This window comes from Ruminococcus sp. OA3 (genome assembly GCF_022440845.1).
Lineage (GTDB): Bacteria > Bacillota > Clostridia > Lachnospirales > Lachnospiraceae > Ruminococcus_G.
The window spans coordinates 3424374-3447530 of the sequence record NZ_JAKNTO010000001.1 but is presented as its reverse complement, the minus strand read 5'-3'; the positions used below and the strand labels follow the sequence as shown (position 1 = coordinate 3447530).

At 45.2% G+C, this 23157-nt stretch carries 21 protein-coding genes; 17 read left to right on the top strand and 4 right to left on the bottom strand.

All coding sequences use genetic code 11. The annotated features are described in order from the left end of the window. Positions 1-7 precede the first annotated feature (7 nt). The 7 genes from MCG98_RS15695 to MCG98_RS15665 all read left to right on the top strand — a co-directional run bounded on the left by MCG98_RS15695 (position 8) and on the right by MCG98_RS15665 (position 6545). Positions 8-1093, top strand: a complete 1086-nt coding sequence (locus MCG98_RS15695) for a C45 family peptidase (protein WP_240302827.1) — start codon at positions 8-10, stop codon at positions 1091-1093. A gap of 118 nt (positions 1094-1211) precedes the next feature. After that, positions 1212-2237 carry a LacI family DNA-binding transcriptional regulator gene (locus MCG98_RS15690; RefSeq protein ID WP_240302826.1) on the top strand — a complete coding sequence of 342 codons (1026 nt, stop codon included), beginning with the start codon at positions 1212-1214 and terminating at the stop codon, positions 2235-2237. A 195-nt stretch (positions 2238-2432) separates the two neighbouring features. Then, complete coding sequence (locus MCG98_RS15685; protein ID WP_240302825.1) at positions 2433-3722, top strand: uroporphyrinogen decarboxylase family protein; 1290 nt, start codon at positions 2433-2435, stop codon at positions 3720-3722. Positions 3723-3765: 43 nt separating this feature from the next. After that, on the top strand, positions 3766-4836 hold the full coding sequence (locus tag MCG98_RS15680; protein ID WP_240302824.1) for a sugar ABC transporter substrate-binding protein: 1071 nt from the start codon (positions 3766-3768) through the stop codon (positions 4834-4836). Between the two features lie 113 nt (positions 4837-4949). Next, positions 4950-5588, top strand: a complete 639-nt coding sequence (locus MCG98_RS15675) for an SGNH/GDSL hydrolase family protein (RefSeq protein ID WP_240302823.1) — start codon at positions 4950-4952, stop codon at positions 5586-5588. A 19-nt stretch (positions 5589-5607) separates the two neighbouring features. Further along, positions 5608-5781, top strand: a complete 174-nt coding sequence (locus MCG98_RS15670; RefSeq protein ID WP_240302822.1) for a hypothetical protein — start codon at positions 5608-5610, stop codon at positions 5779-5781. Between the two features lie 287 nt (positions 5782-6068). Continuing rightward, entirely contained in the window at positions 6069-6545 is a 477-nt protein-coding gene (locus tag MCG98_RS15665) for an Hsp20/alpha crystallin family protein (RefSeq protein ID WP_240302821.1), read from the top strand. A 155-nt stretch (positions 6546-6700) separates the two neighbouring features. Here the strand turns inward: MCG98_RS15665 and MCG98_RS15660 are convergent, their stop codons facing one another. Continuing rightward, positions 6701-7552: an AraC family transcriptional regulator gene (locus tag MCG98_RS15660; RefSeq protein ID WP_240302820.1), complete on the bottom strand. Its 852-nt coding sequence runs from the start codon at positions 7550-7552 to the stop codon at positions 6701-6703. 181 nt (positions 7553-7733) lie between these two features. Here MCG98_RS15660 and MCG98_RS15655 point away from each other — a divergent pair, with 181 nt between their 5' ends. Next, entirely contained in the window at positions 7734-8996 is a 1263-nt protein-coding gene (locus MCG98_RS15655) for a uroporphyrinogen decarboxylase family protein (protein ID WP_240302819.1), read from the top strand. 436 nt (positions 8997-9432) lie between these two features. On the opposite strand, the gene MCG98_RS15650 is transcribed toward MCG98_RS15655, so the two are convergent. After that, the gene (locus MCG98_RS15650) at positions 9433-11064 is read right to left on the bottom strand and encodes a solute:sodium symporter family transporter (RefSeq protein ID WP_240302818.1); all 1632 of its coding nucleotides are present in this window, start codon (positions 11062-11064) and stop codon (positions 9433-9435) included. A 239-nt stretch (positions 11065-11303) separates the two neighbouring features. Between MCG98_RS15650 and MCG98_RS15645 the strand changes: the two genes are divergently transcribed. After that, a complete protein-coding gene (locus MCG98_RS15645; RefSeq protein ID WP_240302817.1) occupies positions 11304-12161 on the top strand; it encodes an AraC family transcriptional regulator in 858 nt (285 codons plus the stop codon). A 136-nt stretch (positions 12162-12297) separates the two neighbouring features. Next, positions 12298-13527 carry a hypothetical protein gene (locus tag MCG98_RS15640; protein WP_240302816.1) on the top strand — a complete coding sequence of 410 codons (1230 nt, stop codon included), beginning with the start codon at positions 12298-12300 and terminating at the stop codon, positions 13525-13527. 225 nt (positions 13528-13752) lie between these two features. Here the strand turns inward: MCG98_RS15640 and MCG98_RS15635 are convergent, their stop codons facing one another. After that, positions 13753-14691 (bottom strand): GTP-binding protein, encoded by a 939-nt coding sequence (locus tag MCG98_RS15635; RefSeq protein ID WP_240302815.1) that lies wholly within the window; start codon positions 14689-14691, stop codon positions 13753-13755. 19 nt (positions 14692-14710) lie between these two features. Continuing rightward, positions 14711-15688: an AraC family transcriptional regulator gene (locus MCG98_RS15630; RefSeq protein WP_240302814.1), complete on the bottom strand. Its 978-nt coding sequence runs from the start codon at positions 15686-15688 to the stop codon at positions 14711-14713. Between the two features lie 177 nt (positions 15689-15865). Between MCG98_RS15630 and MCG98_RS15625 the strand changes: the two genes are divergently transcribed. From MCG98_RS15625 to MCG98_RS15595, 7 genes are all read left to right on the top strand, one after another. Beyond that, positions 15866-17191, top strand: coding sequence for a hypothetical protein (locus tag MCG98_RS15625; RefSeq protein WP_240302813.1), 1326 nt, complete (start codon positions 15866-15868; stop codon positions 17189-17191). A 144-nt stretch (positions 17192-17335) separates the two neighbouring features. After that, positions 17336-18346, top strand: coding sequence for a Gfo/Idh/MocA family oxidoreductase (locus MCG98_RS15620; RefSeq protein ID WP_240302812.1), 1011 nt, complete (start codon positions 17336-17338; stop codon positions 18344-18346). 28 nt (positions 18347-18374) lie between these two features. Next, positions 18375-19322, top strand: a complete 948-nt coding sequence (locus MCG98_RS15615; RefSeq protein WP_240302811.1) for a sugar phosphate isomerase/epimerase — start codon at positions 18375-18377, stop codon at positions 19320-19322. A 237-nt stretch (positions 19323-19559) separates the two neighbouring features. After that, entirely contained in the window at positions 19560-20480 is a 921-nt protein-coding gene (locus tag MCG98_RS15610; protein ID WP_240302810.1) for a sugar phosphate isomerase/epimerase, read from the top strand. Positions 20481-20661: 181 nt separating this feature from the next. Beyond that, positions 20662-21060: an SH3 domain-containing protein gene (locus MCG98_RS15605; protein WP_240302809.1), complete on the top strand. Its 399-nt coding sequence runs from the start codon at positions 20662-20664 to the stop codon at positions 21058-21060. A 14-nt stretch (positions 21061-21074) separates the two neighbouring features. Further along, positions 21075-21815: a 3-oxoacyl-[acyl-carrier-protein] reductase gene (fabG, locus tag MCG98_RS15600; RefSeq protein ID WP_240302808.1), complete on the top strand. Its 741-nt coding sequence runs from the start codon at positions 21075-21077 to the stop codon at positions 21813-21815. 11 nt (positions 21816-21826) lie between these two features. After that, positions 21827-23155 (top strand): MATE family efflux transporter, encoded by a 1329-nt coding sequence (locus MCG98_RS15595; protein ID WP_345891681.1) that lies wholly within the window; start codon positions 21827-21829, stop codon positions 23153-23155. Positions 23156-23157: the final 2 nt, after the last annotated feature.

Here is a 23157-nt window from a genome sequence, read left to right as displayed (position 1 = left end):
TATATCGATGAGTATTTTCCCCTATATTGAAATTGAAGGAACTTCTTACGAAATCGGGTTTCAGGAAGGTGAGAACTTTCGGGAACATATTCAGGGAAGTATTGAGTGCTATAAGAAAATGTTTATGGACTACTCCAATCTGGAGTGGTGCAGGGCGAAAGAACTTTCCAGAAAATTTATTGATGTGATCAGAGAATTTAATGCTGACTATCTGGAAGAGATTCGGGGAGTAGCTGACGGATCCGGCTTCGAATTTGAAGATATTCTGGCATTGAACTGCCGCAGTGAGATCGTGTTTGTGGGTAAGGAATTTGATAAACAGGACGGCGGCTGTACGTCCATCGGCATCACCCGCGACAGAGCGATGAATGGTGAAGCGCTCTGTGCCCATAACTGGGACTGGAAAACCAGTCAGAGAGCCAATATGGTCATGATGAAAATTCATCAGAAGAATGGAAAGCCAAGTATTTTTATGGTTACGGAGGCGGGAATCATCGGAAAGACCGGATTTAACAGCGCGGGACTGAACGTCTATCTGAATGCCCTGTCCACGGATCAGGCTCCGGGCGGTCTGCCTCTGCACATAGCCATGCGGGCAGTCATGGACTGTGAGACGCTGTCGGAAGCTTTGACGGAGGTAACCCGTATGCAGCTTGGCTGCTGCGCAAATTTTATGCTGGGGCATAGAAACGGGGAATGTGTTGATGTGGAGATAGAAAATGCGGATTTCGATGTTTTATACCCGCACGACGGAATCATCGTACATACGAATCATTTTCTAAGTGCCAGACTGCCGATTCTGCCGAGAAAAGATACGACAAAATATAAACTGACTGACAGTTTTGTCAGACTGGGCAGGGCAGACAAGCTGCTGCGGAAAATGGGAAATTATATCAGTGTGGATCATATTAAGGAAGTACTGAAGGATCATGTGGAATTTCCAAATTCCATCTGCCGTCACGACAATCCAAAAGTTCCGGAGGGACTGCGGATGGGAACCGTATTCTCCATGATCGTCAATCTGACGGCAGGGGATATCTATTTTTGTAAAGGCAGCCCCTGCGAAACGGAATATGAACATTATCATATCTAAATGGAAGAGCCGTCCGTTGAAAAAACGGACGGCTTTTTGTGAAAAGTCCCTCTTTACTTTTGAGTATTTTCCGCTTATAGTAAAAATTATCTGGGATTAGAATGGAGGGCAGAAGAATATGAAAGTGACACTGGAACAGGTGGCAAAATATGCTGGAGTGTCAAGAGGAACGGTTGACCGTGTGGTTAACAGGAGGGGGAATGTTAAACCGGAGGTAGAGCAGCGGGTTCGGGAAGCACTTCAGGCTTTGGGCTATGAACGAAATAAAATAGCGAGTGCGCTTGCGTACAGCAAAAATGAAAAGAAAGTATGCGCGATGTTTCAGAAAACAGATTCTGAAGATTATAACGCGAAAATCATGCAGGGGATCCATGATGCAAAAAAGGAACTCAAGGATTTCGGTATTACAGTGGAAGTAGCAATCTGTAATTCATCCGATGCCGGGGAATTTATTCGGAAAATTGACGTTATGATTCAGGAGGAAATCTGTGGTTTTGCGATCAAGGCGCCAAGTTTTCCTGAGATATCGGAGAAAATTGACTGGCTGGTGCAGCAGGGGATGCCGGTCATTACGTTTAACTCAGATATTCCGGAAAGTCACAGGACGTGTTTCGTAGGGCAGAATCTGTATCAGAGCGGCAGAGTTGCCGGAAATATTATGGCAAGTCTTATAAGACCTGGTGAAAAAATAGTAATCGGCTGCGGCATACCTCAGTATAATGCTCATCAGGAACGTGTAGACGGATTTGTGTATGAATTGAAAAAACGCGGCTTTCAGGAAGAGCAGTGGAAGGTATTTCATACCGACCAGAATTACGAGGTCACGTACCGGTGTCTGGAAGAAATTTTTAAAGAGGAAGAGAATATACGGGGAATTTATATGTCGGTGGAGCCGAATGAGGCATGTGGAGCTTTTTTAGAAGAGCATTCATCCCTCCAGCCTCCGTATGTCGTCTGCCATGATACAGCACCGGAAACGATCGAGTATCTAAAAAAGGGAGTATTTGATTATATTATCGATCAGGATGTTTATATGCAGAGCTATTATTCACTGCTGCTCCTGAGAGATGCCTTTCGTTATGGGACTTGTGACCCAGGGAAGATATTGGATGTTAACATCTACAATGCGGCCTGTTTTGAATAAATATAGACAAAAAATGAAGGTGGTTTATGGATAATACAGCAAAATATACAAAAAATATTGACAGGATTTGAAGTTTGAGGTAAGATAAATTCATAATAACTGTGCGCGCGAACAGTCATACAACATGGGACTATACAGCGAACAGTTTTTAATAAGCCCAAACTGTGCGCGCGAACAATTGGGCTGGATGAGAATATGAACAGTGTAAATGAAAGGCGTAAGATAAATATGACATCAAAAGAGAGAGTTCTGGCATCGCTGGATCATAAACAGCCTGATAAGATACCCATAGATTTCGGCGGCCATGTATGTTCCATGATGAATGCAACGTGTGTGGCAGCCTTAAGAGATTATTATGGACTGGAAAAAAGACCGGTACGTATTTGGGATGTCTCCACTATGACGGGCGAGATTGAGAAAGACTTGCGGGATGTGATGGGGGTTGACTGTGAACCTTTTCCTACGTATGATCTGTGTTTCGGTCTGAAAAACACAGAAAACTGGAAAAGCTGGGAATACAGAGGGATGGAAGTGCTGGTTCCGGAGAATTTTGAAGTGAGGGATGATGGGAAAGGAGGATATTACATATATCCCGAAGGGGATACCAGCGTCGCGCCAAGCGGTCATCTTCCCGCAGGAGGTTATTATTTTGATGATCTTGTCCGGCAAAAAGACCTGGATGAAGATGATATGAACTATGAAGACAATCTGGAAGAGTATGGACCGATTTCAGATATGAGTCTTGAGTTCCTTCGTCAGCGGGTAGATGCTTTCAGAAATTCAGATAAAGCTGTTGTGATGATTCCAGGCGGATCAGCACTTGGAGATGCGGCAAACATACCGGGCAACAGTCTGAAAGATCCAAAAGGAATCCGCAGTATACCGGATTGGTTTGCAGCACCTCTTTTATATCCGGACTATGTGCACGATGTTTATTCTCATCAGGTTGACCGTATGATCGAGAACTGGACGAAAATATATGATATCGTAGGAGACGCCGTAGATGTTGCTTATATCTGCGGAGCTGATTTCGGCACACAGATCTCGCAGATGTGTTCAATGGAAGTGTTTGATGAGTTTTATCTGCCTTATTATAAAAGAATCAATGACTGGGTGCATGAACATACAGAATGGAAAACGTTAAAGCATACCTGTGGAGCCGTGTATCCGTTTATTCCCAGGCTGATTGAAGCTGGGTTTGATGCGGTAAATCCAGTTCAGTGTTCCGCAAGAGGGATGGACCCCAGACGGCTTAAAAAAGATTTTGGCAGTAAAATCACGTTCTGGGGCGGAGGCGTTGATACACAGAAATTACTCCCATTCGGAACACCGGAGCAGATCAGGGAGCAGGTATTGGAACGGTGTGAAATTTTTGGGGAGGGCGGAGGGTTTATTTTTAACTCCATACATATTGTTCAGTGCAATACACCGGTTGAGAACATTGTGGCAATGATAAATGCAGTGCATGAGTATAATGGCAACTAAATAAGGAATTATAATTATTGAGAGATCAGGAGGTATGATCATAATGAAAAGAAAAATGGCAAAACGATGGTTGGCGATGGTTACAGCTTCAATGCTTTGTATCGGGACTCTGGCCGGGTGTGGAAACGGCTCGGGTGGTAACAGTTCCGGAGATGACGGCAGTGGGGGAAAGCAGGAAAGCAGTTCTGATTCCGGGGAAGCGTCAGAAGATGCATCTGAGAAAAGCGGAGACTATGTTTATCGTGTCGGATTTGTAAATATCGATAATGGTGATACTGCATGTTATCCGGCAATGCAGAAATTTATAGAATACGTTGAGAGTGACGAGTTTGCAAAGTCTGTCGGTGCAGATAAAGTGGAAGCGCTGACAGCAGATTCCGCAAAAGACATTGAAAAACAGACCACGAATGTTGAGACTCTGCTCAGCAAAGGCGTTGATATGATGTTTATCATCGGAGTTGACACAGAAGGAAATACGACTTCAGTGAAGGCCTGCAATGAAGAGGGCATTCCGGTATTCATGGTCGGGACGGAAGCATCCGGCGGAGAGTGGAAGTTTGTTGGGTTTGATGAAGTAGAACTGGGTAAAAGACAAGGTGAGTGGTGTGCAGAAAATCTTCCGGAGAACTCTAATATCTGTTATCTGCAGGGGACACCGGGGCGTGAGGCATCCGTTCAGCGTGAAGAAGGTTTTATGCAGGGAATTGAATCACGCGATGATCTGACAGTCCTCTCCTCACAGTCAGGGGATTTTGACGCAGCGACTGCAATGCAGGTGACAGAAGACTGGATTCAGACCCATGGTGAAAAGATAAATTGTATTGTTTCAGCAAACAGCACAATGATCGCCGGAGCGATTGAAGCACTGAAAGCGGCCCGGATGAATGAAGAGGTCACATCCGTTGGTGTCGTGCATCTCGGGGCTGAGGACGGATATCCGATACCTGACGGAGATGAAGATTACGCAATCTTTGTAAGCTGGCCAAGTATCGGTACACTGTGCGGCGAAATTGCTGAGCGTGTATACAAAGGCGAAGAAATTGATGAAAGAACAAATATTGAACTGGAAGATATGACGGCTGAGAACTTCGATGAGATAGTCGCAGCACAGTAGTCTGTTGAGAAAGGTGTCTCTGATTTCTGGAGACACCTTTTATCCATTTGAAAGGTAAAGGATCCGGGTGTATAATAAAAAATATTAAACTGACAGAATTGGAGGATTAACAGATGAAGACAATTATGTTTTTTGGTGATTCCCTCACGTGGGGATATGATGCGGTTTCAACAAGGAGGTTTCCGTCAGATGTACGCTTTACAGGAATTATCGGTCAGCGCTTTCAGGGGTGCCGTATAGTAGAGGAAGGACTAAAGGGGCGCACCAATGCACTCGACGACTGCCTGGAACCGGACAGAAACGGCAGCAAAGTGCTGCCAATGCTTCTGTGTACACATGATCCAATCGACATTTTTGTTATTATGCTTGGCACGAATGATACGAAAAGAAAATTTCGCAATTCCGCTGTTGAGATAGCCAAAGCGCTGGAACGAAATGTCAGGATGGTGCAGTCACCACAGATGTGGGACGGCGTGGAGGCACCAAAGATTCTGATCGTCTGCCCTCCGGGGGTTACTGCGGACTATGCGGGAGACACGATGGAAGGGTATTTTGATGAAGGTTCCGTGGAGGTATCGAGGCAGCTGGACAAAGAGTATCGGAAAGTTGCAGAAGCTTATGGGTGTGAGTATCTGAACGCCATGGAAGTTACCGGTCCGTGCAGGGAGGATGGGGTACATCTGGACAGGGAAGGCCACAGGGCACTTGCGGATGCACTGGAAGCTAAGCTGAATGAAATGTTGAAAGCGTAGCCGCAGACAGGAGAATTTTATGCGTTGTGTGGAACCGGGATTGCTGCCGGAATCGGAATGCTTTTTTAATATGCCGACTGTGATTGCACAGCCTGTGCTGTACCATATGGAAACGAGCGGGAAAAGAAATAATTTTGGAAGCTTTCTGATGGTCTTTGTGTCAGGCGGCAAATTCCGTAAGCTTTTAATATAATTACCATGATTCTGTGAAAGCAGACTCACCAGCAGGAGGTGTGTCTGCTTTTTGTCTGTCCGCTATTTGTGACTTTGGGGTGAATTTAAAAGGGGTGCAGAAGGGTCACAGAATATTCACAAAAAATGTCGGCGCTTCCTATTGACGGATGAGCGAATGTGTGTTATAACACAAATAGAACAAGAGAGGACGGAAGAAAGAAAGCAGTCAGAGGTTTACTGTTTCTTCCTGATCATCCCCAGTTCCAGCTGACAGGTTATTTTTAACAGGAAAAGGAGCGATGACTTATGATGACACCCGGTATTTTTGGAGAGAGTTTATTCGACGATTTATTTGACGACTTTTTTGATTTTTCTGTATTCGATGATAAGGCAATACAGAAAGCACAGAAAAAACTGTACGGACGCCATGCGGCAAATATGATGAAAACAGACGTACAGGAACACAGTGACCATTACGAAGTAGATATTGATCTGCCCGGTTTCAGGAAAGAGGAACTGTCCCTGGAGCTTAAGGACGGATATCTGGTAATCAGTGCGTCAAAGGGAATTGACAAAGACGAGAAAGAAAAGAAAACTGGAAAGTTTGTACGCAGGGAACGTTATGCGGGCAGCATGAGCAGATCTTTCTACGTTGGGGAAGACGTGAAGCGGGAGGATATCCGTGCCAGATACGAGAGTGGTGTATTAAAATTGTGCATCCCAAAGGCTGAACAGAAAGAGCCGGAGGTTGAAGAGAAGAAGTATATCGCCATTGAGGGATAAAGGTCCCCTCACAATAAATAAAGTAAGTGGGTTATGGCCCGGAGCGCCGTGTTTTGACAGGGTGGCTCCGGGCCTTTTTCCTGCACAGGAATCCCTGCCCCCAGTACAAAACGCCCGGCGGGATCGCACAGCGGCGTAGGCGCTGTCCTGTACGCTTATATACTGGCATGAGTTTTGCGGTACTGCAGAGGGGTGCTTCCTACTTTCTTTTTGAAAATCTTAATAAAGTGAGCCGGACTGTTAAATCCGCATTGCTCAGCTATCGATGCCACGGAATCAAAAGCAGTCATCAGAAGCATTTTGGCATGGGAGATCCTCAGGTTCAGCAGATAGTCGTAGGGGGAAGAATCAGTATACTGTTTAAACAGTTTGCTGAAGTAATAAGAGTTCAAACCAGCCTGGTCGGACAGGTCATCCAGAGTGATATCCTGATTCAAATGTTCTTCCATGAAATGAACTGCTGATGCAACACGCTTGGCATTGAGAGAAGAAAACGTCTCCCGGCTGGTCATCATCAGACTGAGGAGCTGGTGAATGTCACTGGAGATCAGATGTTCGTTCGGGATGTTTTCTTCTGTGGATTCCAGTATTCTGGAAAAACATGCCGATATCGCCTGTGGATTCAGAGGTTTAAAAACGTGTTGCTGGTTTTCGCATAGTTTCTGTATGTAATAGTCGCTGATATTTCCGCCGAAATGCACAAACTGAAAAATTGTGTTGTCATCTGCGTAATAGCAGTGTGCCTGGCGGCAGTCAAATAAAAGGCACTCATTACGGTATGCGGAATAATTCTTCCCCAGATAATCCAGATGCATGCAGCCTTTATTGACGAAGACAAACAGATACGGCTCATAAAATTCGTTCATTGCCCGCTGTATCCGATAGGTTGAATTACAGTAAAACAGTCCGGAATAATTATAATAGAACAGGTAATCAAGAGCGGTTGTGCTGGGTGTATGAAAACACATCACAGAGTTTCCGATCACACCTTTTTCGTTGTGCAGCATAGAGGTCACCTCCTGTGGAAAGCTTTTCTCAATCATACTACATTTTGAGAAAATGTAAAAGCCAAGATTACACTATTTTTCATCAAGAAAAACTAATGATTCACGAAATAATGGGTGTTAAAATCATATTATCAACAGAGGAAAAAGTTACATATATTGAAATTTGAAAGGGGATATCACTATGAACTCGAGAGAACGGGTATTAGCATCATTAAACCACAAACAGCCGGATAAGGTACCGATTGATCTGGGATCCACCTATAATTCCGGAATCAGTGCGTGCGCGCTGTACCGCCTTCGCAAATATTATGGACTGGAGGAGAAACCGATCCAGATTTACGAGACATCCCAGATGATTGGTGCGATGGATGCAGACATTGTCGACAGGATGGATATCGATGTGATCGGGCTGACATGTGCCAACGACTGTGTCGGGGTTCCGCTGCACGGACCAATGCAGGATTTCACTATGCCGGACGGTACACCTGTAAAAATATCAGCAAAACATAAATATGAGATCGATGCGTCAGGAAAAAGCTATCTGCACCCGCAGGGAAATGAAAACTATGCGCCGAGTTATGTGATGCCGGAAGGAGGGTATTTCTTTGATGCGATCAACCGCTCCCCGGGATTTGATGAAGATAACCTGACACCCGCGGAGGACTTCAAAGACGATTTCAACCCGATCAGCGACGAGGATGCCGACTGGTATGCGGAGAACGCGAAGCTGCTTCGTGATACGACGGACAAGGCAGTCTTCGGATGTTTTGGCATGGGCGGGATCGGGGATCCTTCCGGGATTCCGGGTGGTCATGTGCTGGAGCCGAAGGGAATCCGTACTTATCAGGACTGGTGCATGGCACAGCTGCTGTACCCGGAATATATCCATGAGGTATTCGAAATGCAGACAGAGAATGCGCTGAAGAGTCTGGAAATCTACTATCAGGCAGTCGGTGACAATATCGATGCCATCAACATCAGCGGAACAGATTTCGGAACGCAGGTGGGACCGATCATGTCCCTGGATACATTCCGCGAGCTGTATAAGCCGTACTACAAACGAATGAATGACTGGGTACATGAGCATACGAACTGGAAGACGCATTTCCACTGCTGCGGCGCCATGAAGATCTTCATCGAAGATTTCATCGATATGGGAGTGGATATCCTGAATCCAGTACAGCTGAGTGCAGTGGGAATGGATATGCATGAACTGAAAGAAAAATACGGCAGCCGTATAACCTTCTGGGGAGGCGGAGTCGATACACAGGGTCTGCTCCCGACGGGGACACCGGAAGAGGTGAAAGCACAGGTCAAAGAGCGTCTGGACGTACTGGCCAGAGGCGGTGGATATGTATTTAACACAATCCACAACATCATGGGCAATGTGCCTGCGGAAAATATTGCAGCATGCTTTGAGGCAGTCAGGGAATTTCAATTTTAATCCCTTAACATAAAATCCTAAACTTAAATCCTTTTTTAGAACCTTTACTTTAAAAGAAATCCGGTCAGAATCTGATTCTGGCCGGATTTCTTTTTGAATTATTATTGAGAGGTATAAAAGAGTGCGTCAAACGCAACGTAAAATGTTAATTTAAAAAATATTGTGTGTGATATCAGGAAAATAATGCCAGTAACACACCGGTACATAAAAGGGCTGCGCAATACAAAATGCGGGATACTGTTATCTGCTTTGTCATGTAAAACCCTCCTTTCTGTATGTCTATATTCTATCGTGTTTTCCTTCTGTTGTCTATACGTTTACTGTACGAATATAACAAAAAACAAAGCATAAAATTGTGCATAATATACAAAAGAAGGATAAAAAAGAAAGCCGCTGGATAAATTCAGCGACTTTCCGTCCGTCAGTGAGATGGCATTTATGCTCCGAAAACGAGTGGAGAAAATACAATATATGCAACAACCATGACGCACAATACGATGGCAGCGACCACTTTTCCACTTTTCCAGGGAGTCATATCGACAGCCTTGGAATCACGCAGTTCGTAGTCAGTTTCTCTTGGATGCAGTTTTGTGATAACATATACAAGAATCATGTCAAAGACAAACAGTGCGGCTGTAAAATAAAGGTAATGGATATCTGCCAGCGCAGGAATGACCCGGCGCAGTCCAAAATTTAATATACAGTACAGTACCACATGGACAGGAATAACGATCTTTGGCATGAAAGCCGGTGTTTTCTTTGAGAAGAATCCTACGATCAGGCATACAAACAATGGTGTATTAAATGCTGCAAAGCATGAGTTCACAAATGTTGTAATACCACCCATGTAGAGCATAAACGGCGCTATAATGACCGAGAAGATAGCAACGATTAGACCAAATTTCTGTCCGATCTTTACCAGCCGGGCGTCCTCCGCTTCAGGAGCAAACATGGGTTTATGTACATCCAGCGCGTAAATAGTGGAAGCTGAATTCAGCACAGAGTTATAGGATGACAAAATAGCTCCAAACATCACTGCGGCAAAGAATCCGAGCAGTGCTGTAGGCATAACATTGGCTACAATCATAGGATACGCGTCGTCACCGTTGTTGCCGAGTGCGGATGCACCGTATAAATAGTATGCGATGATACCCGGTACGATGATGATGATCGGTGTCAGGATTTTCAGGAAACCTGCAAAGACGGCACCTTTCTGAGCTTCTTTTAGATTCCTGGCTGCAAAAGTTCTCTGGATGATCGACTGGTTGGTTGCCCAGTAGTACAGGTTATTGATCAGCAGTCCCGTGAACAGGAGCGGCCATGGAAGGTATGGCTCATTCAGGGTTGGGGCATCAATTGCATTCAGCATGGTTGGATCCTGATGCAGAAAAATGTCAAGACCTTCTGCAAATCCTCCGCCGGACGCTTTCCCAAGTGCTATCAATCCGAAAACAGGAACCAGCAGTCCACCCAGGATCAGTCCGATACCGTTGATTGAATCAGACAGCGCGACGGCGTGAAGGCCGCCACAGATAGAGTAGATGGAACCGATAACAGCAATCAGTACACACAGCAGTGCAATTGCAGCAAACTGGTTGCAGCCCAGAATGTCTGAGACATGGAAAATATTTTCAAATACCAGCGCTCCCGCATACAGAATGTTGGGAAGCATGATGATGACATAAGAAAAGAGGACGATAAATGATACCAGTCTCCTTGTGGCGGCGTCATATCTCTCCTCGAAAAATTGTGGTACAGTGGTAAGTCCAACCTTCAGGTATTTTGGCATCAGTACGAATGCAAGGATGACAAGTGCAACGGCGGAAGTGACCTCCCAGCCCATAGGACTCATCCCAATCCGAACAGATTGACCGTTCATTCCCACCAGCTGTTCTGCAGACAGGTTCGTCATCAGAAGTGAACCCGCGATTACAGGGCCCATCAGACCTCTGCCGGCAAGAAAATATCCCTCTTCGGTGTCAAGTTTGTCGTTTCTGGTTTTCCACCAGGAAATTATGGCTACCAGTGCGGTAAAACCAACGAATGTTACTGGAACTATCCAGCTCATAATAAATCCCTCCTCTAATATAATCTCTCGAAGAACTATGATATGTTAATATTTTATCTAAGTCAATAGAAAGGTTGAAAAAGGTAAAATATTGCGAAAATTGGGAAATTATTAAATAAATATGATTGTATTTTTATAGAAACAGCAGGAATTTGATAGAAACAGTGAGATTATACTTGTTTTGCAGACTCATGTTTTGTGGTAAAATGGAACCAGATATAAGAGAAGGAGGTAAGCCTATGTTATGCCAACTGGAAGGTGTGCTCTCAGGATCAGACTTTTATTTTTTTACACCATCAGCTACGGCCAAGAACCAACTGTTTTATTTTACATCGATCGGTCATTTTTTCTGCGATTACGGATACCGGGTGGAGCGGCAGGACTACGGGAATTACCTGCTGCTTTATGTGAAAAAAGGCAAACTGTCTGTGACTACAGAAGGAGAAACCTTTAATGCCAGGGAAGGGGATATGGCATTCGTCAACTGTCATCTTCCGCACGAATACCATGCGATTGGTTTCACGGAGTTCATGTGGATCCATTTTGATGGTTCCAATTCAGGACAGTTTCACAGCGATATAACGAAAAATATCTGCGGACATCCGGTGTTTCATCTGGAACAGGGTGAGCACATTGAGAGGACATTTAAGGAAATAATATCAAACTGCAGATACGAAAAATTCTGTTCCGAATACGAAGATTCCCTGAACATTTATAAAATGCTGATAGAGCTTTGTAAAAACATCACAGGGAGCGGACGTGAATCGAAGGATATAAAGGAACAGGTAGTCGAGGAGGCGATCAGTTTTATCGGTGAGAACCTGGATAAGGATTTGTCAGTAGGGATGATCGCGGAACACGTTGGCTTAAGTGAATCGCATTTTTCCAGAAAGTTCCGTCAGGCCATGAACAGCTCACCCAAAGAATATATTATCAGAAGACGCCTGAATGAGGCGAAACATCTGCTGAAGACGACGGCACTTCCGGTCAAGGAAATTGCTCTCTCTGTAGGATTTAACAGTGAATCACATTTTATCAATACGTTCACGGCGCAGAATGGTCTGTCACCGAAAAAATTTCGGGAATTTCCGATGTAAAAGTAAGCAGAAAATTGCAATTGTATGGCCAGAATCTTTATTGGAATACGCCTGAAAATGTACTATCATGAATCTAACGGTTGAGAAAAAAACCGAAAGAAAACGGGAAAAAGCAAATGTAAGAGAGGGCGAAAGTATGATATCACCAAAAGAGAGAGAACGGCTTAGAGAACTGGCGAACACACAGTTAGAAATTGCAAAAAGCGATAAGAATGTAAAACGTACAAAAGAATGGATTGCGCATAATTCATGTAAGGGTGAGCGCCCGATGATTCATCTGGAAATCGATAATTTTACGCAGGAAGTACTATTCCCACGGATGCAGTGTGAAGATCCGATGGCGCGCAGAATTGAGGAACGTCTGCTGCATAACTTTTATAATATGCAGGTTCTGGATGATGATAAGGTTGTGGCACCATATTTCGGTGTATGGTGGGATCTGGATCTGAAACCATGGGGTTTTGATGTGCAGAAAGAAGTAGCATCTGATGGAGGACTGGGACAGCATTTTACAGAGCAGGTAGAAGAACTCGGGGAAGAAATTGACAAGTTCAGACCTTCAGAATTTAAAATTAAGGTTGACGAGACAAATGAATATTTTAAAGCGGCAGAGGATGCATTCGGCGATATTCTTCCTGTAAAACATGTCGGTAAATCTCTGACATGCTGGCTGACACAGGATCTTGTACATATCATGGGCATGCAGAATATGTGCTATGCGCTGTATGACTATCCGGATGAGTTTGTTCAGGTTCTGAACCAGCTTGCGGATGATTATCTGAAATTCTTTGAGGAGTGGAGAGACAGTGGCCTTCTCTACCCAACATCAGGATATGAAGAGTGCAATCAGGGTTCCATCTGCCTGACAGACGAACTGCCGTCCGAAGGACCGGTTGATCTGAACCAGATCTGGCTGCATATGGATTCTCAGGAGACGATCAACGTATCTCAGGAAATGTTTGAGTCTATGGTATGGGATTCTTATAAGAAAGTGGCTGACCGCTTTGGTCTGGTATCTTTTGGGTGCTGCGATCCGCTGGAGCGTCTGTGGCCGTGCCTGAGTCAGCTGACCAACCTCAGAAAAGCTTCCATTTCACCGTGGACTAATGAAGAATTCATGGGTGAAGTGCTTGCAGGCAGAAAGACTATTTATCAGAGAAAACCGAGCCCGAACTATATCGGCGTCTCAGAAGTTCTGGATGAGGATGCATGGCGTGCGCATATCACAAAAACACTGCAGTGTGCAAAGGATTGTACCGTAGAGCTTACAATCAGGGATGCCTACACGATTCATAACAATGTTGACAAGGCAAAACGCTGTGTTGAGATCATGAAAGAGTGTATTGCTGATAACTGGAATGCGTAACATCAATTTTGATGACTGCGTTCATTGCTGTCATTAATGTTAAATACAGAGAAGAAAGAGTGACTTGCAGGGGCATATCAACCAGCCCTCACAGGTCGCTCTTTCTTTCTGCAAACAATAAATTTTGTTAATGGGTTTTATCAGGGAGCAGATCAGAAAAAATAAGTCAATTTTTGAATGTTTTCTCAACATTGCTGTAATTTCCGCACGGCGGTAAAAATCCGGTTATTTTCTTCTTCGTGGAATAAATGCATTTTGCACAGCGTCTTCCTCGAGGTCCTGCCCGATGACGATGAACAGGCCTTTCCTGACATTGGACGGTCTGATATAGAAACCATCCAGAGAACAGTTTATCTCGTACCAGTTGCCGCCTGTATCTGCGATATGTCCCTTGACACGAAGGATATTTCCGTAACTGGGGTCGGACAACAGCTTCTGAATTCGCTCTTCCAGATCATGCTGATCCGTGCAGAGGTGTGCCATAACCCTTGCTGTAAAAACGCGTCCGTGCTGCATGAATTCACGTTCATGTTCGATCAGCTGGTAACCGCAGCTGGCAAAAGATTCGAAATCATCGTCCGTGAGATCGTCCCAGTTCTTCCGGCAGACGTCATCGCCAAAGACACGTCGGCTGCCGCGGTCAGAGATGATCTGATTAAGCCTGCTGATGGTTGCATTCTGTGTGGCTTCGTCGGCGGTCTGAGTTTTGCTCATAATCAGCTTTCCTGTACACAGCAGCTGAGAGAACATGATGTACTGAGCCTCGTCGGAGAGTTTTTCGTCGAAGCGGGCATCCGCAATCGTCAGGATGCTTCCGATCTGGCAGCAGTCCTTGACAGGTTCCGTCATGAGGATTTCAAAAAATTCATCGACATCATAGATTCCAGACGGCTCTACGAGAATACGGTCATAGCCTTCAGCTGACATATCGAGGAGCATATTCTGGAACGCTACCTTGGCAGTACAACACATACAGCCTCCGGACAGCTGGGTGATATCGCATGCTTCATCTTTCAGGATAATGGAATCAACGCTGACATTGCCGAATTCATTTTCAATAATGTTGATCTTCTGACCTTTTTTAATAAAATAATCGGCATATTTCTGGATAAACGTGGTTTTTCCGGCGCCTAAAAATCCGGTGATTAAGTCTACCTTGACCATTTTACTACCTCATACTTTCTTAAATTGTGGTTGATGCTTCCTCCGGTTGTTTTGGTATTTTTTTAAAATATCGCGGGGGGTATCCCATTACTTTTTTAAAGACCCGTGTGAAATAATTAGAGTCGATAATGCCGACTTTGGCAGCGGCTTCCGAGATGGGAAGATCCTCGCTTTGCAGGTATTCGAGTGCCTTGATTACCCGGATACGGTTCAGATAATCAAGCGGAGCCAGACCGGTGACTTCTTTGAAAATATTCCGAAAATAACTCTCGGAGAGCGAAGAAGCGGCAGCAATATCACTGACGGTAAGTGCCTCGGGATAATGTTCTTCGAGAAAAATCAAAGAGTCAATGATCATCTGCTTTTTTCGTTCCGGCTGCTTTGGAAGTTTTTGCGGCTGATTATTCTTGGCACGTTTGAATATGACGAGTATCATCTGAAGAATTGCAGATTTCATATACTCTGAATCATACTGGAGATTCAGATGCTCTTCGTGAATCCTGCCAAGAAGAGATTCAACATCCATAGCCTCGGCAGGTGCAAGATGCAGGACGCCCTGTTTGGTCATGTTATCTGTGACCAGGAGAGGTTCTTCTGCAATAGTGCCGCTGCGCAGAGTGATCGTGGAAAGCAGGCTGTCCCACTGATTTTTGATATCCTCCAGACCAAATGGGATTTCTGATTGCTGAAACGTGCCGGTTTTTACGTATTCGGAAAACTGTCCGAGACGCTCCGGGAAAAAATAGCAGTTGGTAATTGCAGAATTGGAATCCAGCAAATATCCATGCTCTTCATCCGGGGGAATCAGAAAAACATCACCGGCAATCAAAGGGACCTCAACACCGCGAAATTTATGAATGCAGGTTCCGCGGTTAACGAGAGTAAACTCATAATGGTGGTGCATGTGAAGTTCCACTTCCTCAGGATCCCGATACTGCTCGAAAGCAACAGCTATAGAAGAGGTATCAGAGGAAGGAAAGTCATAATAAATTCCCATATGCTAAGTCCTCCTTTGTTTTTTATTTTAGCTTATCTAAGCATAAATGTAAAGTAGAAAAAGTTGATATGTGCTAAAAATAGAGTTCTTTGTTCTCACCAGAAAGTATGATGGGTGATACACTAAAACCATCAAAGCAATAATGCGGAAATATGAAAATGTTGGAGGTTTGATCGCATGAGAATTGACAAAGGATATTGGGGAAACTGGATCACAGAAGGATGGCCGATTGAGGAAGTAAAGGTTACTGAGAAAGACAGGGAAATTCTTCGCAGTCTCGCAAAAGAATTCCGGGCGTTATGTGAAAGGCCGCAGGAAACTGAAAAAATCAGATTATGGAAAGACCATAATGACCTGAAGCCTACAAGACCGCTGATTCTGGTTGACATGGAAAATGGCTGGAACGAGGCGGTCAGATTTGACCGGGATATCAGATGTGAAGGCTATATGGCACAGGACTGGGAGATGTGGTTTCGGAAAGAAATCTTCTGGGCAACACAGCTGAAAGATGATAAGCCACTGACTCCGGTGTTTTACCTTCCGCACAGAGCGGTCAACACGGAATGGGGTATCGGAGAGAACAAGACGGAGATTGATAAAGACGATAAGAATAAAGCGTATTCCTGGGTAGCAACCATGAAAGATATGGATGATGAGGAATTCGAAGAGCTGGATGTGGAAAAAAGCATCGAGGATCCGGTAGTAGTCGTAGATGAAAAAGCAACGAATGCCGCACTGGAACTGGCGAGAGAGATATTTGACGGTATCGTGGAAGTAAAAATGCGTACCTGGTGGTTCTGGTCTTCCCATATCGCACTTGCCTATGCAAACTTCCGTGGACTGGACGGCCTGATGTATGATTTCTATGATTTTCCGGAAAAAGTACATGAGATCTTTGCCAAATTAACAAACGGATATATTAAAAAACTCCGGTTTCTGGAAGCGCAGAATCTGCTGTATGACAATACAGACAATACATTTGTGGGTTCGGGAGGCCTTGGTTTGACCGACAGCCTTTACAATCCTGCAGAGCCGGTGACATTAAAGACGATGTGGGGATTATGTGAGGCGCAGGAGTGCGGTGATATCTCTCCGGAGATGTTTAAAGAGTTTATCTATCCTTATCACAAACAGGTTGCTGAGCTTTTCGGACTGACATGCTATGCCTGCTGCGAAGGCATTGACACAAAGTGGGACTGGATCAGCAAGCTGCCTAACATGCGCCGGGTATCTGTTTCCCAGTGGTCAGATATGGAGAAAATGGCTGAATATCTGAAGTCTGACTTCGTGTACTCTTACAAAGCAAATTCAGCACACGTGACAGTTCCGGATATGAATGAGGATGTGATCCGCACAGAACTTCGAAGAATGTACGAGAAGACCAGAGAGAATCAGAATCATGTGGAGGTTGTGCTGAAAGACCTGCACACGATCAGTAATAAGCCGGAACAGGTTATCCGCTGGGTGGAGATTGCACGGGAAGAACTGGAGAGAGCATACTGATTGTATGAATAAAAAATTAATTTGTGCTATCTTTTTATTGAAATGTGATGTTTTAATAAAAAAAAGCATGATATAATAGGCCTAACAGAATGTCAAACGTGCTGTTCGTTTTAAGAAAAACATGAATTGGAAAGGAAGCAAAAAATGAGTGATGTATTAAGAGTTGGGGTTGTCGGAACAGGCGCCATCGGAAGAACACATATCGAGAGAATCAACAATACTCTGCAGGGAGCACGCGCAGTAGCATGCTCAGATGTTAATGTGGAATTTGGAACAAGCGTAGCTGAAAAATATGGCTGCAAATTCTATGAAGACGGAGAAGAAATGATTGCATCTGATGAAGTAGATGCAGTTGTCGTTACGACAATCGATGAATTTCATGAGAAATACGTGACTGCTGCAGTAAAAGCGGGTAAATTTGTCCTCTGCGAGAAACCGCTGGCACCGAAAGCGGATGCGTGCAAACGTATCATGGAAGCAGAGATGGCAGGCGGCAGGCACCTGGTACAGGTTGGTTTCATGAGACGTTATGATCCTGGATACAATCAGCTGAAAAAAATGCTGGATTCCGGTGAATTTGGAGATGCCCTGATGGTACACTGCTGCCACAGAAATGCAACATGCCCGGATTACACGACAACAGCAATGTCTGTTGAGAACACGATGATTCATGAGATCGATGTGATGAGATGGCTGCTCGGGGAAGAATACGATGAAGTGGAGGTTGTATTCCCGAAGGCATCCAGAAAATCAACTGAGATTTTAAGGGATCCGCAGATTATGTACCTGACCACAAAGTCCGGTGTCAGAATTGACGTCGAAGCATTTGTAAAATGCGGCTACGGATATGACATCAAATGCGAAGTCTGCTGTGAAGAAGGAACACTGAACCTGCCGGAGCCGCCTAATGCCATGATCAGAACAAACGCATCCCGCGTGACACCGATCTGTAAAGACTGGTCCGAACGTTTTATTGATGCTTACAACATTGAATTCCAGGCATGGATCAATGCGTGCAAGGAAAACAGAGTAGACGGACCGACGTCCTGGGATGGATATGTAGGTCAGGTTACAGCATCTACTGCATCCATCGCAAGGGATACTCAGACAAAACAGAAAATCGTGATCGAAGAGTGCCCGGAATTTTATAAATAATTTGTACATAAACGGAGGTAGAAGGATTATGTATTTATCAATCTGTACAGGTGTGTACGGGGACTTTTCTTACCCGGACATGCTGGATAAGGTAAAAGCACATGGACTGAACCATGTAGAATTATGTGTCGGCGGATGGGGACCGAATCCTCACGGCTATGCGACGGATCTCCTCGCGGATGAAGATAAATTAAAAGCATTCAAAGAAGAACTTAATAAACGTGGAATGGAAATTTCCGCATTTAACTGCTCAGGCAATCCGCTCGCACCCGGACCTATGGGAGAAAAACACAGCAAGAGCGCATATGATACCGTGACTTTGGCTGGAAAACTTGGTGTTAAGACGATCGTTATGATGTCCGGACTTCCGGCTGGAGCTCCTGGTGATAAAACACCGAACTGGGTGGTTGCAACACAGTCCGTACCGCCGGATGATCCATACCTGGAAGAGACTGTCCGCTACCAGTGGGAGGATGTGGCGATCCCGTGGTGGAAAGAATTTGCAAAACATGCGGATGCAAACGGTGTGAAAATTGCCCTGGAAGAATTTCCGGGACAGCTGGTGTATAATGTCAGCACTTTATTCAAACTGCGTGAAGCCGTGGGGCCGACGATCGGTATGAATCTTGACCCGTCACATCTGCTGATCATGGGGGCAGACCCGATCGCTTCAGCGCGAGCACTGGGTGATGCCATCTACTACGTACACGGAAAAGATGCCCGAATCGAACGAGGACTGTGTGATGTTGACGGTCTTCTGGACAACCGCCATGTGGAAGACGTGGCAGAGCGTACCTGGAATTACGTTGCAGTCGGCTGCGGACAGGATCTGAAATGGTGGAAGGAATTCTTCTCCGTACTCAGCATGGTAGGCTATAAAGGTGTGGTATCGCTGGAAATGGAAGACCTTACGATGTCTGTTGAGGCAGGCGTTGTGACTTCGATCGATGCACTGGAGGCTACAATCAGTAAATAAGCAATAATGAATATTTTATGCTTCCTGAAAATGTGATATAATGAGCGTCAGTGAGGAAAGCGTGCCTGCACGTTTGACGAACGGCGAATGGCGATCATGAATCAAAGATTCATGGTATAATGAGTGTCAGTGGGCAAAGTATGCCTGTTTGGGCTGCTTTCTCATGTTTCAGGGGTCTCAGAGCCATGCTTTTGACCCTGGTATCAACACATAGATTCAAGAAGGAGTGCAAAGAGAATGAAGATAGCATTTGATGTTGATGTTTTGGCAAAACAGATGGATATCAACCGTATGGTGCATCAGGTTGCAGACTGGGGGTATAAATATATCGAACAGTCACCGCATCCGCGCATCAATCCATTTTATAAACACCCGCTTTTTTCAGAAGAATGTGAAGCCGAGTACCGGCAGGCACTGAAGGAAACAGGCGTTGAGATCTCTTCCTTTATTGTGGTTTACAGATGGTCCGGACCGACAGAGGAACAGAGACAGTTTGCAGTTGCAAACTGGAAGAAGATCATTGAGATTGCTGTTAATATGGGGGTTACCGTTATCAATACGGAATTGTCAGGCGATCCGAATCAGCAGGAGATCTGCAATGGCATGTGGTTTAAATCCATGGAAGAGCTGCTGCCGCTGTTTGAAAAAGAAGGAATCCGGGTTGAGATCCAGTCTCATCCTTATGATTTCTGTGAGCTGAATAATGAGACGTGCGATATGGTCAAATCTTTCCGCTCCAGAAACCTGGGATACGTATATTCTTCACCGCACGGCTTTTTCTACGATGAAGGTAAAGGCGATGTGCGCCCCATGCTGCAGTATGCCGGTGATGAGCTGACGCACGTGCTGTTTGCTGACACGTACAACCAGACTCTGGACTGCCGCTATATTGCGAATCCACCATGGCTGAATGGCCGCGGAAAAGCAGACGTTACCATCCATCAGCACCTGGCAATGGGTGAGGGAGATGTCGATTTCGACGGTATCTTCGAGACATTGAGAGATATGGATTTTGCTAATAAACAGATGAAAGCGGATGCGCCTAAGGCAGGCGGGGACAATATCGCGTGCGTATCGATGTTTGGTTTCCCTGAGAAAATGGACAAACAGGCACCGGAAGCAAGAGAGCGGATTGAAAAAGAGCTGCTTGGCAAATAATGATGTAATGACTGCTGTATCCAAAAAAGGATACAGCAGTTTTTGATATGGGGAAAAAGGACGGATTTCCTAAAGGATGCGTGAAAGAAGTCTAAAAGTTGTATAAAATACACATTGTGGATTTCGGATTGTGATAGTATAATATTGTAGTGTTATGTGAAACGAATGGAAGGAGTGCACAATGGGAAGAAAGATAGTGAGCACCGCCCTGGTATTTGTTTTATGTACCGGTATTTTTACGGGATGCAATCCATTTCCGCTTCGGGAAGAGGCGAAAGTGACCCAGCCGAAGACTCCGGGACAATTGGAAGATGAAGCAGAGAATGCTCAGAATGAAGGGTACGACAGCGATGTGATCGCTCCGGACGAAACACCGGACGGTACTGTGATGTACTGCAGTTCCGCGGTTAATGTACGGACTATGCCCAGCACACAGGGAACTGTGATCGGTGAACTGACAGCCGGAGAAAAAGTTACAGTCACCGGAAAAGAAGATGGTTGGTATGAAATTGTATTTGATGGCAAAACTGCCTATGTCTACAAGGATTACCTGACTGACACAATACAGGATGAAGAATGAGAGGGATAAAAGTTATGCTGGATAATAAAGTTGCACTTGTGACAGGTGCGAGCAGGGGAATCGGACGTGCAGTTGCAGTAAAACTGGCTGCAAATGGAGCTCACGTGATCGTCAATTACAATCAGTCGAAAGAGAAGGCTGAGGAAGTTGTACAGGAGATTCTTGCAAAGGGCGGGCAGGCTGAGAGTTATGCCTGTGACGTTGCCGACTATCAGGCTGTTGGCGACATGATTCAGGACTTGCTTGCGAAACACGGCCATATTGATATTCTGGTCAATAATGCGGGTATTACGAGGGATCAGTTCATTGGAAAGATCAATGAAGCTGATTATGATCTGGTGATGAATACAAATTGCAAGAGCTGCTTTAACACCATGCACCATCTGGCTGCTCATTTCCTGGAGAGAAAGAGCGGGAGAGTCATCAACCTGACTTCCACATCCGGAGTACTCGGCAATGTGGCACAGGCCAACTATGCGGCATCCAAGGCGGGTATTATAGGTCTGACCAAGACGATGGGAAGAGAGTGGGCAAGCCGCGGAATCACAGTGAATGCGATTGCTCCGGGTTTTATCAGGACAGATATGACGGAAGTACTTTCTGACAAGATCAAGGAGAAGACGATTGCGAGGATCCCGATGCAGCGCATTGGTGAGCCGGAAGACGTTGCCGGCATGGCGGCTTTCTTTGCTTCGGATGAGGCTGGATACATAACAGGGCAGATCATCTGTGTGGATGGAGGTATGGCCATCTAGGGCTGATGAATATGTTTTTTTCAAACAAAGACCTGAGAAAATTAATAATCCCATTGATCATCGAACAGGTTCTGGCGATAACCGTCGGAATGGTTGATACGGCAATGGTATCTATGGCCGGAGAAGCTGCAATCTCCGGCGTTTCTCTTGTAGATATGATCGTGAATCTGATGATTAATATATTCGCTGCACTGGCAACAGGAGGGGCGGTCATTGTTTCACAGTATCTTGGGAAACGTAAAAGAGATACGGCATGTGAAGCTGCCAATCAGCTGCTGCTGATATCGCTTGTTATTTCCGTTGTCATTATGGCGGTTATGCTGCTTTTCAGGCAGCCGATCCTGAGTCTGATCTACGGGGATATTGAGCCGGAAGTCATGCAGAATGCACTGACCTATCTGATTTATATTTCCATCGGGTTCCCATTTCTCGCACTGTTTAACTCGTGCGCTGCATTATTTCGCTCCATGGGAAATTCCAGGATTTCCATGCAGGCTGCACTTATCATGAATATCATCAACGTGGCAGGAGATACTCTGCTGATCTACGGACTTCACATGGGGGCAGCGGGGGCAGCCATTGCTTCTACGTTCTCGAGATTCTGTTCCGCAGTTATTTTGATTTACTGTGCGCGCAGTCAGAAGAATGAAGTGTATATCCGTATCCGTCATATTTTCCGGGCAGATCTGGTGCTGATCAAAAAAATATTGTACATTGGCATTCCAAGCGGTATAGAAAGCGGACTGTTTCAGCTGGGGCGGGTGCTGGTAGTCAGTATTATTGCCGGTTTTGGTACGGCACAGATCGCTGCCAATGCGGTGGCAAATAACCTCGACGCCCTTGGTGTTATAGCCGGATTGTCGGTTAATCTGGCAGTCATCACGGTGATTGGCCGCTGCATGGGTGCGGGTGATGGCCGGCAGGCGGCGTTTTACATGAAAAAATTATTGAAAATCACATACTTGCTCACGCTCTGTACAAATATCGTACTGCTGGGCGGACTTCCGTGGATTCTGAATATCTATTCTCTTTCTCCGGAAGCGTACCACTATGCCTTTATTCTGGTATGGATTCACAACGTGGCGGGTACGCTGATCTGGCCTCTGTCCTTTATGGTTCCGAATGCACTTCGGGCGGCAGGCGATGTGAAGTATACCATGTTTATCTCCATCTTTTCGATGGTGGTATTTCGCCTGGCTGCCAGCGTGATACTTGGAAGCTATCTGCAGTGGGGAGCAATTGGCGTCTGGATTGCCATGGTTCTTGACTGGTCTTTCCGGACGATCATGTTTGGTGTCCGCTACAAAAAAGGAAAATGGAAGAAAATGAGGATAGTCTGAGA

Bases quoted from the DNA above. Each gene is read 5' to 3' on its own strand.
- MCG98_RS15695 (WP_240302827.1), top strand. From the start codon at position 8: ATGAGTATTTTCCCCTATATTGAAATTGAAGGAACTTCTTACGAAATC.
- MCG98_RS15690 (WP_240302826.1), top strand. From the start codon at position 1,212: ATGAAAGTGACACTGGAACAGGTGGCAAAATATGCTGGAGTGTCAAGA.
- MCG98_RS15685 (WP_240302825.1), top strand. From the start codon at position 2,433: ATGAACAGTGTAAATGAAAGGCGTAAGATAAATATGACATCAAAAGAG.
- MCG98_RS15680 (WP_240302824.1), top strand. From the start codon at position 3,766: ATGAAAAGAAAAATGGCAAAACGATGGTTGGCGATGGTTACAGCTTCA.
- MCG98_RS15675 (WP_240302823.1), top strand. From the start codon at position 4,950: ATGAAGACAATTATGTTTTTTGGTGATTCCCTCACGTGGGGATATGAT.
- MCG98_RS15670 (WP_240302822.1), top strand. From the start codon at position 5,608: ATGCGTTGTGTGGAACCGGGATTGCTGCCGGAATCGGAATGCTTTTTT.
- MCG98_RS15665 (WP_240302821.1), top strand. From the start codon at position 6,069: ATGATGACACCCGGTATTTTTGGAGAGAGTTTATTCGACGATTTATTT.
- MCG98_RS15660 (WP_240302820.1), bottom strand. From the start codon at position 7,552: ATGCTGCACAACGAAAAAGGTGTGATCGGAAACTCTGTGATGTGTTTT.
- MCG98_RS15655 (WP_240302819.1), top strand. From the start codon at position 7,734: ATGAACTCGAGAGAACGGGTATTAGCATCATTAAACCACAAACAGCCG.
- MCG98_RS15650 (WP_240302818.1), bottom strand. From the start codon at position 11,064: ATGAGCTGGATAGTTCCAGTAACATTCGTTGGTTTTACCGCACTGGTA.
- MCG98_RS15645 (WP_240302817.1), top strand. From the start codon at position 11,304: ATGTTATGCCAACTGGAAGGTGTGCTCTCAGGATCAGACTTTTATTTT.
- MCG98_RS15640 (WP_240302816.1), top strand. From the start codon at position 12,298: ATGATATCACCAAAAGAGAGAGAACGGCTTAGAGAACTGGCGAACACA.
- MCG98_RS15635 (WP_240302815.1), bottom strand. From the start codon at position 14,691: ATGGTCAAGGTAGACTTAATCACCGGATTTTTAGGCGCCGGAAAAACC.
- MCG98_RS15630 (WP_240302814.1), bottom strand. From the start codon at position 15,688: ATGGGAATTTATTATGACTTTCCTTCCTCTGATACCTCTTCTATAGCT.
- MCG98_RS15625 (WP_240302813.1), top strand. From the start codon at position 15,866: ATGAGAATTGACAAAGGATATTGGGGAAACTGGATCACAGAAGGATGG.
- MCG98_RS15620 (WP_240302812.1), top strand. From the start codon at position 17,336: ATGAGTGATGTATTAAGAGTTGGGGTTGTCGGAACAGGCGCCATCGGA.
- MCG98_RS15615 (WP_240302811.1), top strand. From the start codon at position 18,375: ATGTATTTATCAATCTGTACAGGTGTGTACGGGGACTTTTCTTACCCG.
- MCG98_RS15610 (WP_240302810.1), top strand. From the start codon at position 19,560: ATGAAGATAGCATTTGATGTTGATGTTTTGGCAAAACAGATGGATATC.
- MCG98_RS15605 (WP_240302809.1), top strand. From the start codon at position 20,662: ATGGGAAGAAAGATAGTGAGCACCGCCCTGGTATTTGTTTTATGTACC.
- fabG (WP_240302808.1), top strand. From the start codon at position 21,075: ATGCTGGATAATAAAGTTGCACTTGTGACAGGTGCGAGCAGGGGAATC.
- MCG98_RS15595 (WP_345891681.1), top strand. From the start codon at position 21,827: ATGTTTTTTTCAAACAAAGACCTGAGAAAATTAATAATCCCATTGATC.